The organism is Georgenia sp. (assembly GCF_054605595.1).
In genome coordinates this window covers 1-15,485 of sequence record NZ_JBTSDU010000070.1, presented here as the reverse complement: position 1 = coordinate 15,485, position 15,485 = coordinate 1, and the positions used below count along the sequence as shown (strand labels likewise).

The following is a 15,485-nucleotide window of genomic DNA, read 5'->3' as shown; positions in this document are numbered from 1 at the left end:
GCCCCCCCCGGTGGCTGCGCGGCCTGGTGGGTTCGGCTACTCGTTCCCGACGCGCTTGTCGAGAGCGTCCCGCCCCGTGTCGATGTGCGCGGCGTGCTTGCCGCCGGTCTTCTCGTCGAGGAGGTCCGCCGCCTTGTCGAGCGCCTCGTCGGACTTCTCCTCGTCGCTCAGGAACTCCTGGGCCTTGCCCTTGAGGTCGTCGATCCCCATGTTGCCTCCGGTCCATTCGAGGTGCCGCCCCGTCGGCGGCACGCTCAGTTTTCCCGCTGCGGAGCGGGCCCGCAACAGGTACCGGACCGGGCCCGCAACAGGTACCGGACCGGACCCGCAACAGGTACCGGACCGGACCCGCAACAGGTACCGGACCGGACCCGCGACAGGTGCCGGACCGGGCCCGCGACAGGTGCCGGCCGGGTCCGCGACAAGTGTCGGCTCGGGGCCGGGCCGCCGGGGGTGTCGCCCCGGTAGCCTCGAGAACATGGCCCAGATACACGAGCTCTCCGTGCTCGATCTTGCCGCCGCCGTCCGGGCGGGCGACCTCACCCCCACCGAGGTGCTCGAGCACACGCTCGAACGGGCGCGCCGCCTCGGCCCCGAGGTGGGGGCGTTCGTCCACCTGGCCGAGGGGCGCGCCGCCGCCCAGGCCGCCGAGGCCACCGAGCAGCTCGCCGCCGTCGGCCGGTCCGGGGAGGCCGGCCTCCCGCCACTGCTCGGCGTGCCCGTGCCCATCAAGGACCTCACGCAGGTGGCCGGGCTGCCGTTCGAGGCCGGCTCGGCCGCGTTCGCGGGGCACGTCGCCGAGGTCGACGACGGTGTCACCACCCTCCTGCGGGCCGCCGGCACCCTCATGATCGGCAAGACGACGACGCCGGAGCTCGGCCTGCCGCCCTACACCGAGCCCGATGTCGCCGCCCCGGCCCGCACCCCGTGGGACCTGGACCGCTCCGCGGGCGGTTCGAGCGGGGGAGCGGCGGCCGCCGTCGCCGCCGGGATCGTCCCGGCCGCGCAGGGCAGTGACGGCGGCGGATCATTGCGGATCCCGGCCGCGGCGTGCGGGCTGGTGGGCCTCAAACCCTCCCGCGGGCGCGTCTCGACCGGCCCGCACGGCGTCGACGGCGCCGGCCTGGCCAGCGCCGGCGTCCTCACCCGGACGGTGCGGGACACCGCCGCACTCCTCGACGTCCTCGCCCAGCCGTGGCCCGGCGACCACAATCCGCCGGCACCGCCGCGCACCACGTTCCTCGACGCGTGCGACCGGCCGACCGGTCCGGTGCGGGTGGGGCTGCTGCTCGAGCCGATCTCCTGCGACGCACCCGTGGCCCCCCAGGCCCGCGCAGCAGCCGAGCGGGCCGCCCGGCTGCTCGAGGCGGCCGGGCACCACGTCGACATCGCCCCCGTACCCTTCGCCCCGGAACGCTGGGACGCCTTCATGCCGCTGTGGACGGTGGGGGCGCTCTCGGTGCCGGTGCCGCCCGGACGTGAAGGTGACCTCGTGTCCCTGACGCGGTGGATGCGCGAGCTCGGTCGCGCCGTCGACGGGCTCCGCTACGCCGAGGCGGTGGCCGACGTCCAGCGGCTCGCCCGGGTCGCCGCCCTGGCCTGGTCCGCCTTCGACGTCATCGTCACCCCGACGCTCGCGCAGGCCCCCGCCCCGATCGGCGGCATGCGCAACGACGCCGACCCCGCCGCGGACTTCCAGGCGCAGAAGGAGTACACCCCCTGGACCTCCACGTGGAACCTCCTCGGGGCGCCGTCGATCTCGCTGCCGCTGCACCGCGCCCCGATCACCGACGACGGCCCCGAACTGCCGTTCGGCGCCATGCTCGGTGCGCGGGCGGGCCGGGAGGAGCTGCTGCTCGCCCTCGCCGCGGACCTCGAGGCGGCCGACCCGTGGCCGCTGTTCGCGCCCGCCTACCTCGACCGGATCAGCGGGTGAACGCCGCGCGTGGCAGGCGCGAATCGCCCCCTGCCGTGGGTGTCAGCGGGTGACCTCCTCGAGCACCTCCAGGACGTGCCGGTACGGGCGCCCGGTCGCGTCGGTCATACCCATCTCGCAGGTGCGGTTGCAGGAGACGTAGCCGTCGAACTCGCCGTGCTCGTGCTCCGCGCGCGCGATCTCGGCGGCCTCCGCCTCGGTGGCGCCGGCGGTGAGCTCGGGGTGCAGCATCCCGCGATCGCCCGCCGTGCCGCAGCAGCCCCAGCTCTTCGGGACGGTGACGTCCTGGGCGACCGCGCCGGCGACCTCGGTCAGGTCGCCGACCGTGCCCAGGTGCACCGCGGAGCACGTCGGGTGGACGGCGAGCGTGCCCAGCTTGTTCTCCTCCGGCACCGGGCCGAGCGCGGGCATGATCGTGGTCTTCGTGAAGGTCACCGCGTCGACCACCTCGACCTCGGCCCAGTTCTCGGCAGCGCGCCCGGTCAACCGCTTCCCGATCCCCTCGAGCCCGTGCGTGCAGCTCGACGCGTCGCACACGAGCGGCAGGCGGCCACCGTCGGTGAGGTCCCACACCTGGTCGGCGACCTTGCGGGCCATGACCGCGGCGCCGTCGACCAGGCCCTTGGACTCCCACACCGTGCCGCAGCACAGCTGGTCGATGCCCTCGGGGACGGCGACGCTCAGCCCGGCGCGGGCGGCCAGGCGCAGGAACGCGGCCCCGGCGCCGGCGGCGCCGTCGTCGGCGGAGAAGATCGAGCCGATGCAGGAGGGGAAGAACACCACGTCCGCGTTCGTGGTGACGGGCGCCGTCGCCGTGGTGGCCGACGCCGTCGCCGCGGCGGCGAGCTTGCGCCGCGCACCGCCGGCGCCCGGCAGGTTCGGGCCCACCTGCGGCAGCCAGTCACGCCCCTGCTCCCCGACGACGGCGCGCAGGCCCCGCGTCACGGCCGGCAGCACGCTGCTCGGGAGCTGGTCGGCCACCGTCAGCGCCCCGCGCAGCACCGTGGTCGTCGGCCCCCAGCCGGCGGCGAGGGCGCGGCCGGCGGTCTGCGTGAGAGCACCGCGGTGGGCGGCCCGGTAGGACTTCATCACCTTGCCGGTGTCGATGCCGACGGGGCACGCGGTCAGGCACAGCGAGTCGGCGGCGCAGGTCTGGACGGCCTGGTACTCGTACTCGTCCGAGAGCTCCTGGCGGCGCTGCGGGTCGGACAGCGCCATCTCGCGCAGCAGCACGATGCGCTGGCGCGGCGTCGTGGTGGTGTTGCGGGAGGGGCACACCGGCTCGCAGTACCCGCACTCGACACACCGGTCGAGCTGGGAGTGCACCGACGGGTACAGCTTGAGGTTCTTCAGGTGCGCCTGCGGGTCGTCGTCGATGAGCACGCCCGGGTTGAGCACCCCGGCCGGGTCGCACAGGTGCTTGAGCCGGCGCATGACGGCGTACAGCTCGGGGCCGTACTGCCGCTCGACGTACGGGGCCATGATGCGGCCCGTCCCGTGCTCGGCCTTGAGCGAGCCGTCCACGCCGAGGATGAGGTCGACGAGGTCCTCGGTGAACGCGGCGTACTGGTCGAGCTCGGCCTTAACGTCCAGGTGCGGGTTGATCTGGAAGTGGAGGTTCGCGTCCTTCGCGTGCCGGAAGATCACCGCGTCGTCGTAGCCGTAGCGCCCCAGCAGCCGGCCGAGGTCGCGGACGGCGCCCGGCAGGGCGGGCGGTGGGACGACGATGTCCTCCAGCAGCGCGGTCGTGCCCTGGGGGCGGGCCCCGGCGACGGCGGCGTAGAGCACCTTGCGGGTGACCCACATGGCCGCCCGGGCGGCGGCGTCCTGCGTCAGCTCGGCGGGCGCCGTCAGCGCCAGGCCGCCGATCACGGGGCGCAGCCGGGCCGAGGCGTCGTCGAGGCCCTCCGGCGTGGCGGACTGGACCTCGACGAGCAGCGCCGTGTGCTCGGCCACCGTGAGCCGGCGCATGAGCTCGGGCGCCTTCGGGTCGCGCTGGGAGACCCGCAGCGAGGAGGCGTCGAGGAGCTCGACGGCGACCGCACCGGCCTCGGTGAGCGGGATGATCGCGTCCGTCGCGCGGTCGATGGTGTCGAAGACGCACAGCGCGGTGGCGGCGTGCGGTTGCGCCGGGACGGTGCGGAGCACGACCTCGGCGACGTAGCCCAGGGTGCCCTCGGAGCCGACGACGAGGTGGGCGAGGATGTCGATCGGGTCGTCGTGGTCCAGCAGGGCGTTGAGGCCGTAGCCCATGGTGTTCTTCATCGAGAACTGCTGCTCGATGCGGGCCCGCTGGGCGGGGTTCGTCCGCACCTGGTCTCGCAGTCGGACCAGCCCCTCGTAGAGATGGCGCTCGCGCTCGCGCAGCGTGCGGTCCGCGTCGGGGGCCGCGGTGTCGATGACGGTGCCCGAGGGCAGCACCAGCACCATGGAGTCGAGGGTGCGGTACGTCGTCGCCGTGGTGCCCGACGTCATCCCGGAGGAGTTGTTCGCGACGACGCCCCCGATGGTGCAGGCGATCTCGCTCGCCGGATCGGGGCCGAGCCGGCGCCCGTACGGGGTGAGGGCGGCGTTGACCCGCCGCAGCACCGCGCCGGGCTGGCAGCGCACCCGGGCGCCGTCGTCGAGGACCTCGACGGCCGCGAGGTGCCGGCGCACGTCCACCAGGACGCCGTCGGTCGAGGCCTGGCCGGACAGCGACGTGCCCCCCGAGTGGAACGTGACGGGGGTGCGCGAGGCGGTTGCGGCGGCGAGCATCCGGGCCACCTGCTCCGTGGACCGTGCGGTCACCACGGCGGACGGCGTGAGCAGGTAGTGCGAGGCGTCGTGCGCCATCCGGGCACGGTCGAGCGTGCTCGTGCTCAGGTCGTCGCCGACGACGGCTGCCAGAGCGCTCAGGGGGGCGGCGGTCTCGGTGGTGGTCATGGGCGTCCTCGCCTTGGTTGCTGGGTCGGCTTCGCGCCTCGTCAACAAGTACACCGCGGATCGCGATCCTCACCATCGCCACCATCCTCGGCCTGGCCTATGTCATGAACTTCTCGGGCCAGACCGTCTCCATCGGTGCCTGGCTGGCCTCCACGGGTGCGGCGTTCGCATTCCTGTCCCCGGTCCTGGGCTGGATCGGCACCGCCGTGACCGGGTCCGACACCTCGGCGAACGCCCTGTTCGCCAAGATGCAGCAGACCGCCGCGATGCAGGCCGGACTCAGTCCCGACCTCATGGTCGCGGCGAACACCACCGGTAGTGTCATCGGCAAGCTGGTCAGCCCGCAGAACCTCACCATCGCGGGCAGCGCCATCGGCCAGCAGGGCTCGGAGAGCGTGATCCTGCGCAAGGTGCTGCCGTACAGCCTGGTCATGCTGGTGCTGCTCGGTGGTCTGGTCCACCTGCAGTCCACCGACATCCTCGGCTGGATGGTCGACTGACCGGACCGGCTCCGCCGGGACGAAGGACCGGCCGGGCCGCTGCGCCGGATGGTGGAGCGGCCCGGACCGGGGTAGAAGTGGTCGGACGATAACGAAGGAGTCAGTGTGCGGATCGCAATCTTCGCCACGTGCATCGCCGACGCGATGTTCCCCCAGGCACCACAGGCCACCGTCCGTCTGCTCGAACGGCTGGGCCACCAGGTGGTCTTCCCCGAGGGTCAGGCGTGCTGTGGGCAGATGCACGTCAACACCGGGTACTACAAGGAGGCGCTGCCCGTCATCCGCAACCACGTGGAGACGTTCCTGCCGCTCCTGCACGGGGAGTGGGACGCCGTCGTGGCGCCGTCGGGCTCGTGCGTGGGTTCGGCCCGCCACCAGCAGGGCATGGTGGCGCGCCGAGAGGGTGAGGACCGGCTCGGTGCCGACGCCGACGCCATCGCCGCGCGCACCTACGAGCTCTCCGAGCTCCTGGTGGACGTCCTCGGTGTGACCGACGTCGGCGCGTACTTCCCGCACAGCGTCACCTACCACCCCACGTGCCACTCCCTGCGGCTGGTGCACGTGGGCGAACGCCCGCTCCAGCTCCTGCGGGCGGTACGCGGCATCGACCTGCGCGAGCTCCCGGAGGCGGAGGCCTGCTGCGGCTTCGGCGGCACCTTCTCGCTGAAGAACGCCGAGACGTCCGCCGCGATGGTCGAGGCGAAGACGCACCACATCGTCAGCACCGGCGCCGAGGTGCTCACCGCGGGCGACTACTCCTGCCTGATGAACATGGGCGGGAGGCTCTCCCGCGACGCCACCGGCGTCCACGTGGCACACCTGGCCGAGATCCTCGCCAGCACCGAGACCGAACCGTGGGAGCCGCGCATGCTCCCGGTCGACCGCGTGACGGGAGGAGCCCGATGAGCACGTACCTGGGCATGCCGAGGGTCAAGCCCGAGCCGGCCGAGCACCCCACGGTGCCGCTGCGGTGGGGTCCGTCCTTCCCCGAGGCCGCGCGCACCACGCTCGGCAACGACCAGATGCGGGCCAATCTGCGCCACGCCACCCACACCATCCGGGACAAGCGGCTCCGGGTGGTCGCCGAGCTGCCCGACTGGGAGCAGTTGCGTGACGCCGGCTCCGCCATCAAGCACGAAGTCATGTCGAACCTGCCCGAGCTGCTCGTCCAGCTCGAGGAGAAGGTCACCGCCCGCGGTGGTCACGTGCACTGGGCCCGCGACGCCGCCGAGGCGAACCGGATCGTCACCGACCTGATCCGGGCGACCGGTGAGACCGAGGTCGTCAAGGTCAAGTCGATGGCGACGCAGGAGATCGGCCTCAACGAGCACCTCGAGGAGGCGGGGATCTTCGCGGCCGAGACCGACCTCGCCGAGCTCATCGTCCAGCTCGCGGGGGACATGCCCTCGCACATCCTCGTCCCCGCGATCCACCGGAACCGCGACGAGATCCGCGAGATCTTCCTCCAGGAGATGGGGGACGCCCCGACCGACCTCACCAACGAGCCCCGCGCGCTCGCCATGGCCGCCCGAGCCCACCTGCGGCGGAAGTTCCTCTCCGCGAAGGTCGCGATCTCCGGGTCCAACATGGCGGTGGCCGAGACGGGCACCGTCTCGGTGTTCGAGTCCGAGGGCAACGGCCGCATGTGCCTGACGCTGCCCGACACGCTCATCACGGTCATGGGCATCGAGAAGCTCGTCCCCCGGTTCCGCGACATCGAGGTCTTCGCCCAGCTGCTGCCCCGATCCTCCACCGGTGAGCGGATGAACCCGTACACGACCATGTGGACCGGCGTCACACCCGGCGACGGGCCGCAGGAGTTCCACCTCGTCCTCCTCGACAACGGCCGCACGAAGGCCCTCGCCGACGAGGTCGGCCGCCAGGCGCTGCACTGCATCCGCTGCTCCGCGTGCCTGAACGTGTGCCCCGTCTACGAGCACGCCGGCGGACACGCCTACGGTTCCGTCTACCCGGGGCCCATCGGCGCCATCCTCACCCCGCAGCTCCTCGGCACGGGGACCGGCCCGGAGCCGGTGGACCCGCACGACCCGACGGCGTCGCTGCCCTTCGCCAGCTCGCTGTGCGGGGCCTGCTTCGAGGCGTGTCCGGTCAAGATCGACATCCCCAGCGCCCTGGTCCACCTGCGCAACCGCATGACCGAGTCCGAGCAGCGCCGCACGCTGCCCACCGGGTGGAGCCTCGCGATGAAGGGCGCCCAGGCGGCGATGTCCGACGGCGAGCGCTTCGGCAGCGTCGAGAAGCTCGCCCGGCTCGGCCGCGTCGTCGCCCGGGACCAGCGCATCGCCGCGATCCCGCTGCCGGTGATCTCCGGTTGGACCAATGTGCGGGACCTGCCGAAGCCGCCCAAGGAGACGTTCCGGGAGTGGTTCGCCCGCACGCACGACGCCGGCGCGGCGGGCGGGTCGGGTGGGCCGGGTGCCGGTGGCGGAACCGCCGCCGCGCAAGATCAGGAGGAGACGCGATGATGGAGGCCCGCGCGGCCGTGCTGGCCCGCATCCACGACGCGCTCGGGCGCTCGCAGACCGAGGACGCCCCACCGGTGCCCCGGGAGTACCGCTCCCGCTCGGAGCTCGACCCGGGCAGCGACGCCGCGCTCGAGCTGCTCATCGACCGGCTCGAGGACTACAAGGCGGTCGTGACACGGTGCCGCGAGGACGCCGTCGGCGCGACGGTGGCCGCGCTCCTCACCGAGGCCGACTCCGTCGTCGTCCCGCCGGCGCTGCCCGCCCAGTGGCTCGACACGGTGACGGCCGAGGTGCGGACCGACGCGCGCGAGGCGCCGCTGACCCACGACCAGCTCGATGCCACCGCCGCGGTCGTGAGCGCCGCGCGTGTCGCGATCGCCGAGTCGGGGACCATCGTGCTCGACGGCGAACCGGACCAGGGCCGCCGCGCCATCACGCTCGTGCCGGACCACCACGTGTGCGTGGTCCGGCGAGCACAGGTGGTGGCGACCGTGCCGGAGGCGGTGGCGATCCTCGGCGCGCACCCCACCCGGCCGCTGACCTGGATCGCGGGCCCGAGCGCGACGTCGGACATCGAGCTCGTGCGCGTCGAGGGCGTCCACGGGCCGCGCCACCTGGACGTCGTCATCGTGGAGTGAGCGCGTACTGCCCGGCCGCGTGATCGAGACTCTCTCGCCGAACTCAAGTTGAGTGGAATAGACTCAACTTGGTTGGAGTTGCTGAAGACAGCACGGTGCGTGTCTGTCCGGCCCGGGAGGTCCTGTGGAAACCAAGCTCACCACCAAGTCCCAAGAGGCGATCGCCGCTGCCATCCGCTCCGCGTCCACCGCGGGCAACCCGCAGCTCGAGCCGCTCCACGTGCTCGCCGCCCTGCTCGAGCAGCAGGGCGGCGTCGCCGTCGCCCTGCTCGACGCCGTCGGCGCCGACCGGGGCGCGCTCACCCAGCGGGTCATCGCCGCGCGCGCCACCCTGCCCGGGGCGTCCGGCTCCTCCGTGGCCCAACCGCAGACCTCCCGCGCGACGATGACGATGATCACCGACGCCGGCAACGAGGCCCAGGCCCTGGGTGACGAGTACGTCTCCACCGAGCACCTGCTCGTCGCGCTCGCCTCCTCGACCAGCCCCGCGGGGGAGATCCTGCGCGCCGCCGGCGCCGACCGGGATCGACTGCTCGCGGCCCTGCCGAACGTGCGCGGCTCCGCGAAGGTCACCTCCCCCGACCCCGAGGGAACCTTCAAGGCGCTGGAGAAGTACGGCCAGGACCTGACCGAGGCGGCGCGCGAGGGCAAGCTGGACCCGGTCATCGGTCGCGACAGCGAGATCCGCCGCGTCATCCAGGTCCTCTCCCGCCGCACCAAGAACAACCCTGTGCTCATCGGCGAGCCCGGCGTCGGCAAGACCGCCGTCGTCGAGGGGCTCGCCCAACGCATCGTCGCCGGGGACGTGCCGGACTCGCTGCGGGACAAGCGCGTGATCTCCCTCGACCTGGCGTCCATGGTGGCCGGGGCGAAGTACCGCGGCGAGTTCGAGGAGCGGCTCAAGGCCGTCCTGGAGGAGATCAAGTCCTCCGACGGCGAGGTCATCACCTTCATCGACGAGCTCCACACCGTCGTCGGTGCCGGGGCGTCCGAGGGGTCGATGGACGCCGGCAACATGCTCAAGCCCATGCTCGCCCGCGGCGAGCTGCGCCTGGTCGGTGCCACCACCCTCGACGAGTACCGCGAGCACGTCGAGAAGGACCCGGCGCTGGAGCGCCGCTTCCAGCAGGTCTTCGTGGGCGAGCCGTCCGTGGCGGACACCGTGGCGATCCTGCGCGGCATCACCCCGCGCTACGAGGCCCACCACAAGGTCCGCATCTCCGACAGCGCCCTCGTCGCCGCCGCGACCCTCTCCAACCGCTACATCACCGGCCGGAAGCTCCCCGACAAGGCCATCGACCTCATCGACGAGTCCGCCTCCCGCCTGCGCATGGAGCTGGACTCCTCACCGATCGAGATCGACGAGCTCCGCCGCGCCGTCGACCGGCTCAAGATGGAGGAGCTGGCCCTGGAGGCCAACACGGACGACGCATCCCGCGAGCGGCTGGAGAAGCTGCGCGCCGACCTGGCCGACCGCCAGGAAGAGCTCGCCGGGCTCACCGCCCGGTGGGAGTCCGAGAAGGCCGGCCACAACCGCGTCGGCGACATCAAGGCCCGCCTCGACGAGCTGCGCACCGAGTCCGAGCGCGCCCAGCGCGAGGGCGACCTCGAGCGCGCCTCCCGCCTGCTCTACGGCGAGATCCCGGGACTGCAGCGCGAGCTCGCCGCCGCCGAGAAGGCCGAGCAGGACGAGGAGGCCGCAGGCCGCCACGAGGCGCCCATGGTCACCGACCACGTCGGGCCGGACCAGATCGCCGAGGTCGTCGCGTCCTGGACCGGGATCCCGGTCGGCCGCCTGCTGCAGGGGGAGACCGAGAAGCTCCTGCACATGGAGGACGTCATCGGTCAGCGCCTCATCGGCCAGCGGGGCGCCGTCCGTACCGTCTCCGACGCCGTGCGGCGCTCCCGGGCGGGCGTCTCGGACCCAGACCGGCCCACCGGCTCCTTCCTCTTCCTCGGCCCCACCGGCGTCGGCAAGACGGAGCTGGCCAAGTCCCTCGCGGACTTCCTGTTCGACGACGAGCGCGCCATGGTGCGCATCGACATGTCCGAGTACTCCGAGAAGCACTCGGTGGCCCGCCTCGTCGGGGCGCCCCCCGGGTACGTCGGCTACGAGGAGGGCGGCCAGCTCACCGAGGCGGTGCGGCGCCGGCCCTACGCCGTCGTGCTCCTCGACGAGGTGGAGAAGGCCCACCCGGAGGTGTTCGACATCCTCCTGCAGGTGCTCGACGACGGCCGCCTCACCGATGGCCAGGGCCGCACGGTCGACTTCCGCAACACGATCCTCGTGCTGACCTCGAACCTCGGTTCGCAGTTCCTCGTCGATCACACGCTCGACGACGCCGCCAAGCGCGACGCCGTCATGGCCGCCGTACGCGCCAACTTCAAGCCGGAGTTCCTCAACCGGCTCGACGACGTGGTGCTCTTCGACGCGCTCTCCGTCCAGGAGCTCGGCTCGATCGTGGACCTGCAGGTCGAGCACATGGCCGCCCGGCTGGCCGACCGCCGGGTCGGGCTCGAGGTCACCGACGGCGCCCGTGAGTGGCTCGCCCTGGAGGGTTACGACCCGGCCTACGGCGCCCGCCCGTTGCGTCGGCTCGTCCAGCGCGAGATCGGGGACCGGCTCGCCAGGATGCTGCTCGGCGGCGAGGTGCACGACGGGGACACCGTCGTCGTCGACCGGGGGGACCTCGACCCGGCCGCGGCGCTCGCGGAGACCGGCACGCTGGGTGAGGCCGCCGGACTCGTGCTCGCCGTCGTCGCCCACGAGGAGGGCTGACGCGGCGGGTCGGACCTCCGGGCGGGTCGGGCGGTCGACCCGGTCCGCGCCCGACCGGGCGGGCCTACCCGCCTCGCGTGGCAGGCTGGACCGGTGGACACCTTCGACGCGCTAGCAGACCTGGACTTCCCCGTCGGTGTCGTGGTGACCGACCCCGGCGGGGTGCTCGCCCGGCACGGCGAGACCTCGACCGAGTTCCGGTGGGCGTCCGTGACGAAGCTCATCACGGTCTATGCCGGTCTGGTCGCCGTCCAGCGGGGCCACGTCGACCTCGACGCACCCGCCGGTCCGCCCGGCTCCACCGTCCGGCACCTCTTCGCGCACGCCTCCGGTGCGCCGTTCGACGCCGGCGCAGTGCTCGGGGAGCCCGGCCGGCGGCGCGTCTACTCCAACCTGGGCATCGAGATCCTCGCCGCGCACGTGGCCGACGCCGTCGCCACCGACTTCACCTCGTGGGCCGAGGAGACCGTCATCGACCCGCTCGGGATGTCCACCGTGCTCCTGGAGGGCTCGCCCGCGCACGGCGCCTCCGGCTCCGCCGAGGACCTGGCCCGGCTCGGCCGCGAGCTCCTGCGACCCACGCTGGTCGAGGCGGACCTGTTCGCCGAGGCCACGACCGTCGTCTTCCCCGGGCTGTCCGGGGTGCTGCCCGGCTACGGCAGGCAGCAGAACAACGACTGGGGCCTCGGCTTCGAGATCCGTGACCACAAGTCGCCCCACTGGACCGGGGCGACGTCGTCACCCGAGACGTTCGGCCATTTCGGCCAGTCCGGCAGCTTCCTGTGGGTGGACCCCGCCGCCGGGATCGCCACCGCGTTCCTCGGGGCGGAGAACTTCGGCAAGCAGCACGTGCGCGTGTGGCCGGTGCTCACCGACGCGATCCTCGCGGCGCACACCCGCAGCTGAGGTGCGACCTCCGGGCCCCCCGCGAGGCCGAGGCCTCGGTGGTGCGGGGGGGGGTGCCCGGTGCGGTCCACGTGGAGCAGGGCGGTGCCGTCGCCCGGGGGTTCCAGGGAGTTTCGCGACCGCTCGGGGGAGTTGCGGTGAACATTCCCTGAACACTCGGCCCGGACCTCGTTCCGGTGCTGACGGGGGGGCCGTCGCAGCACTACGCTGACGTCCGAACTTCCCCGAGATCGGACTGCGCCATGATCCTCTTCCCCGTCGCATGAGCACCCTCGCACCCCCGCGACCTGACACCGCTCCTGCACCGAGCCCGCCCCCGCAGATCATTGCGCACCGCGGCAACTCCGCCGTAGCACCGGAGAACACCCTCGTCGCGTTCGAGGCCGCCGCCCGGGCGGGGGCGGACCTCATCGAGATCGACCTGCAGGTCACGCGGGACGGGGTCGCCGTCGTCATCCACGACGACGTCGTGGACCGCACGACCGACGGCTCCGGGCAGGTGGAGGAGCTCGACCACTCGCACGTGACCGGGCTCGACGCCGGCACGTGGTTCTCCGACTTCTACCGCGGTGCGCGGGTGCCCTCCGCTGCCGAGCTGCTGGACTTCTTCGTCTCCCACCCCGGTCTGGGGTTGCTCGCCGAGTTCAAGGGGCGGTGGAGCGCGGCGGCCGCACGTTCGGTGACCGACGCCATCGAGGCCGCCGGCCTGAGCGAACGCGTCATCGTGCAGAGTCTCGACGTCGCCACCGTCGAGGTGCTGCGGGACGTGGCCCCCGACCTCGCACGCGGCCTGCTGGTCGAGCAGGTGCCCGAGAACCTGTTCGAGATCTGCTCCTCCCTCGCGGTGACGACCTGCAACCCCCACGGCAACCTGCTGCTCGAGCGGCCCGAACTGGTGGAGGCGCTGCGCGAGCGCGGACTGCGGGTGATCCCGTGGACCCTCAACGAGCCCGCCCAGTGGCGCGCCGCCGTCGAGCTGGGCGTGGACGCCATCATCACCGACCGGCCCGACCGCCTCCGCGGCTGGATCGACCACCGGTGAGCCGCGGGCGCGGCCGTTCCGGTGGCCGCCCGCAGACGCCGTGGCGCGCGGTCACTCCCGCACAGAAGCCGTTCGCGTGGCCGCCCGCAGACGCCGTGGCGCACTCAGGCGAGGTCGACGATGACGGGTGCGTGGTCGCTCGCGCCCTTGCCCTTGCGTTCGTCCCGGTCGATCTGCGCGCCGACGACGTGTGCGGCGAGCTCGGACGAGGCGTGGACGAGGTCGATGCGCATGCCCTCCCGCTTGGGGAAGCGCAGCTTCTGGTAGTCCCAGTAGGTGAACTGGCCCGGGGTGCGTGTGCGGGTGACCTCGGCGAACCCGGCGCCCTCGAACGCCCGCAGCGCCGCCCGTTCGGGCTCGGAGACGTGCGTGGCGCCCTCGAACACGGTCATGTCCCACACGTCCTCGTCCCGGAGGGCGACGTTCCAGTCCCCGACCAGCGCGATCTGGGCGTCCGGGTCCTCCTCGACCCACCCGGCCGCCGCCGTCCGCAGCGCACCGAGCCACCCCAGCTTGTACGTGTAGTGCGGATCCTGCAGAGCGCGACCGTTGGGCACGTACAGGCTCCACACCCGCACGTCGTCGCACGTGGCGCCGATCGCGCGCGCCTCTGCGGCCGCCGGGTCGCCCCAGGTGGGCATGCCCGGGAAACCCACCTGGACCTCGGAGATCCCGACCCGCGAGGCGACCGCCACCCCGTTCCACTGGCTCAGGCCGTGGTGGGCGACCTCGTACCCGGCCATCTCGAACGGGGCGTGCGGGAACTGCTCGTCGGTGCACTTGGTCTCCTGCATCGCGAGCACGTCCGTGCCGGAGCGCTCCAGGAAGGCCACCACCCGATCCACCCGGGTCCGGATCGAGTTCACGTTCCACGTCGCCAGCCTCATGCCGACGACGCTACCGCCGCCACCCCCACCCCCGCCCCCGCCGCCACCCCCACCCCCGCCCCCGCCCGCCCCGCCCCCACCCGCCCGCCCGCCCCCGCCTTCGCTCGCCGAACAGGCCCTAACATGCAGATTTCTGCCGATAACGGGGTCTTAGGACCTGTTCGGCGGGTGTGGGCTCGGGGGGGGGGGTGGGGGCGGGGGAGTGGTGGCTGGGACGGGGCGGACGGGGCGGGTGGGCGGATGTGGGTTCGGCGGGTCGAGGTGTGACACCGTGCGGGTATGGGAACCGCACTGGTCACGGGGGCGACATCGGGCATCGGGCTGGAACTGGCGTGGCAGCTCGCCGCCGCCCGGCACCACCTCGTCCTCGCCGCCCGCAGCACCGACCGGCTCGACCGGATAGCCCACCAGATCCGCTCGGCGGCGGGGGTACGCGTCGAGGTGCTCACCGCCGACCTCGCCACGCCCGCCGGCCGCGCCGCCGTCGTGACCCGACTCAGGCAGGACACCGCACCGGTCGGGCTGCTCGTCAACAACGCGGGCTTCGGCCTCGGGCAGCACCTGATCGGCGGCGACCTGGCCCGCGAGGAGGAGGCGCTCGAGGTGATGGTCCGCGCCGTGCTGGAGCTGTCGAAGGCGGCGGCCGAGGAGATGCTCCGGCGTGGGCACGGAGCCGTGCTGAACGTCTCGTCGATGTCCGCGCTCACCGCGATGGGAACCTACGCCGCCCACAAGGCCTGGGTGCTCACCTTCACCGAGGGCCTGGCCGCCGAGCTGGCGGGCACCCGCGTCACCGCCACCGTGCTGTGCCCGGGCCTGGTGCGCACCGAGTTCCACGACCGGGCCGGGCTCGAGGCGAACGCCTGGCCCGCCGCCGCCTGGGTGGACGTGGAGCACGTCGCCGCCGCAGCGCTCGCCGGGGTGCGCCGCGGTCAGGTGATCGTCATCCCGTCCCTGCGCTACCGCACGGCCGCGACGGCGCTGCGCCACGCCCCGCGCTGGCTCGTGCGCCGCGTCGCCGGCCCGGACACGAGCGGCCGGGCCATCTCGGAGCGCCACTAGGCTGGGCCGCGTGAGCACCCCCAACGACACCCCTCGCGCCGAGCTGGCCGCCCTCGTCCGTGAGCTCGCCGTCGTGAGCGGCGAGGTGACGCTCGCCTCCGGGCTGACGTCCGACTTCTACGTCGACATGCGCCGCGCCACCCTCCACCACGCGGCCGCGCCCCTCATCGGCCACGTCATGCTCGACCTGCTCGAGGTGGCCGGGTTCGGGCCCGAGGAGGTCGACGCCGTCGGCGGCCTGACCATGGGTGCGGACCCGGTCGCGACGGCGATGCTGCACGCGGCGGCGTCGCGTGGGCTCGACCTCGACGCCTTCGTGGTGCG

12 protein-coding genes and 1 pseudogene are annotated in these 15,485 nt (G+C 73.1%); 10 read left to right on the top strand and 3 right to left on the bottom strand.

Annotation, left to right across the window (positions count from 1 at the left end; translation table 11 throughout):
* Nucleotides 1-36 precede the first annotated feature (36 nt).
* The gene (locus ACYC1Z_RS09450; protein WP_461409272.1) at nt 37-210 is read right to left on the bottom strand and encodes an antitoxin; all 174 of its coding nucleotides are present in this window, start codon (nt 208-210) and stop codon (nt 37-39) included.
* A gap of 268 nt (nt 211-478) precedes the next feature.
* Between ACYC1Z_RS09450 and ACYC1Z_RS09445 the strand changes: the two genes are divergently transcribed.
* On the top strand, nt 479-1,936 hold the full coding sequence (locus ACYC1Z_RS09445) for an amidase (protein ID WP_461409271.1): 1,458 nt from the start codon (nt 479-481) through the stop codon (nt 1,934-1,936).
* A 42-nt stretch (nt 1,937-1,978) separates the two neighbouring features.
* Here the strand turns inward: ACYC1Z_RS09445 and ACYC1Z_RS09440 are convergent, their stop codons facing one another.
* Nucleotides 1,979-4,861, bottom strand: coding sequence for an FAD-binding and (Fe-S)-binding domain-containing protein (locus tag ACYC1Z_RS09440; protein ID WP_461409270.1), 2,883 nt, complete (start codon nt 4,859-4,861; stop codon nt 1,979-1,981).
* 56 nt (nt 4,862-4,917) lie between these two features.
* Between ACYC1Z_RS09440 and ACYC1Z_RS09435 the strand changes: the two are divergent.
* The 7 genes and pseudogenes from ACYC1Z_RS09435 to ACYC1Z_RS09405 form a co-directional block, all read left to right on the top strand.
* Nucleotides 4,918-5,361 (top strand): annotated as a pseudogene (locus ACYC1Z_RS09435) (L-lactate permease); the annotation flags it as partial.
* A 105-nt stretch (nt 5,362-5,466) separates the two neighbouring features.
* Nucleotides 5,467-6,267, top strand: coding sequence for a (Fe-S)-binding protein (locus ACYC1Z_RS09430; RefSeq protein WP_461409269.1), 801 nt, complete (start codon nt 5,467-5,469; stop codon nt 6,265-6,267).
* Nucleotides 6,264-7,847 (top strand): LutB/LldF family L-lactate oxidation iron-sulfur protein, encoded by a 1,584-nt coding sequence (locus ACYC1Z_RS09425; protein ID WP_461409268.1) that lies wholly within the window; start codon nt 6,264-6,266, stop codon nt 7,845-7,847. The genes ACYC1Z_RS09430 and ACYC1Z_RS09425 overlap by 4 nt, the downstream gene beginning before the upstream one ends.
* Complete coding sequence (locus ACYC1Z_RS09420) at nt 7,844-8,485, top strand: LutC/YkgG family protein (RefSeq protein WP_461409267.1); 642 nt, start codon at nt 7,844-7,846, stop codon at nt 8,483-8,485. The genes ACYC1Z_RS09425 and ACYC1Z_RS09420 overlap by 4 nt, the downstream gene beginning before the upstream one ends.
* A gap of 124 nt (nt 8,486-8,609) precedes the next feature.
* Complete coding sequence (gene clpB, locus ACYC1Z_RS09415) at nt 8,610-11,264, top strand: ATP-dependent chaperone ClpB (RefSeq protein WP_461409266.1); 2,655 nt, start codon at nt 8,610-8,612, stop codon at nt 11,262-11,264.
* A 93-nt stretch (nt 11,265-11,357) separates the two neighbouring features.
* Nucleotides 11,358-12,170 (top strand): serine hydrolase domain-containing protein, encoded by an 813-nt coding sequence (locus ACYC1Z_RS09410; protein WP_461409265.1) that lies wholly within the window; start codon nt 11,358-11,360, stop codon nt 12,168-12,170.
* A 262-nt stretch (nt 12,171-12,432) separates the two neighbouring features.
* Nucleotides 12,433-13,212 (top strand): glycerophosphodiester phosphodiesterase, encoded by a 780-nt coding sequence (locus ACYC1Z_RS09405; protein ID WP_461409264.1) that lies wholly within the window; start codon nt 12,433-12,435, stop codon nt 13,210-13,212.
* A 104-nt stretch (nt 13,213-13,316) separates the two neighbouring features.
* Here the strand turns inward: ACYC1Z_RS09405 and ACYC1Z_RS09400 are convergent, their stop codons facing one another.
* Nucleotides 13,317-14,099 (bottom strand): exodeoxyribonuclease III, encoded by a 783-nt coding sequence (locus tag ACYC1Z_RS09400; protein ID WP_461409263.1) that lies wholly within the window; start codon nt 14,097-14,099, stop codon nt 13,317-13,319.
* Nucleotides 14,100-14,378: 279 nt separating this feature from the next.
* On the opposite strand from ACYC1Z_RS09400, the gene ACYC1Z_RS09395 reads away from it, so the two are divergent.
* Together ACYC1Z_RS09395 and ACYC1Z_RS09390 are read left to right on the top strand one after the other, a co-directional pair.
* Nucleotides 14,379-15,161 carry an SDR family NAD(P)-dependent oxidoreductase gene (locus ACYC1Z_RS09395; protein WP_461409262.1) on the top strand — a complete coding sequence of 261 codons (783 nt, stop codon included), beginning with the start codon at nt 14,379-14,381 and terminating at the stop codon, nt 15,159-15,161.
* A gap of 10 nt (nt 15,162-15,171) precedes the next feature.
* A partial coding sequence (locus ACYC1Z_RS09390; RefSeq protein ID WP_461409261.1) for a type I phosphoribosyltransferase occupies nt 15,172-15,485 on the top strand: 314 nt, incomplete at its 3' end.

Excerpts from the sequence above, each read along its gene's own strand:
- ACYC1Z_RS09450 (WP_461409272.1), bottom strand. The coding sequence starts at position 210 with ATGGGGATCGACGACCTCAAGGGCAAGGCCCAGGAGTTCCTGAGCGAC.
- ACYC1Z_RS09445 (WP_461409271.1), top strand. The coding sequence starts at position 479 with ATGGCCCAGATACACGAGCTCTCCGTGCTCGATCTTGCCGCCGCCGTC.
- ACYC1Z_RS09440 (WP_461409270.1), bottom strand. The coding sequence starts at position 4,861 with ATGACCACCACCGAGACCGCCGCCCCCCTGAGCGCTCTGGCAGCCGTC.
- ACYC1Z_RS09425 (WP_461409268.1), top strand. The coding sequence starts at position 6,264 with ATGAGCACGTACCTGGGCATGCCGAGGGTCAAGCCCGAGCCGGCCGAG.
- ACYC1Z_RS09420 (WP_461409267.1), top strand. The coding sequence starts at position 7,844 with ATGATGGAGGCCCGCGCGGCCGTGCTGGCCCGCATCCACGACGCGCTC.
- ACYC1Z_RS09405 (WP_461409264.1), top strand. The coding sequence starts at position 12,433 with ATGAGCACCCTCGCACCCCCGCGACCTGACACCGCTCCTGCACCGAGC.
- ACYC1Z_RS09400 (WP_461409263.1), bottom strand. The coding sequence starts at position 14,099 with ATGAGGCTGGCGACGTGGAACGTGAACTCGATCCGGACCCGGGTGGAT.
- ACYC1Z_RS09395 (WP_461409262.1), top strand. The coding sequence starts at position 14,379 with ATGGGAACCGCACTGGTCACGGGGGCGACATCGGGCATCGGGCTGGAA.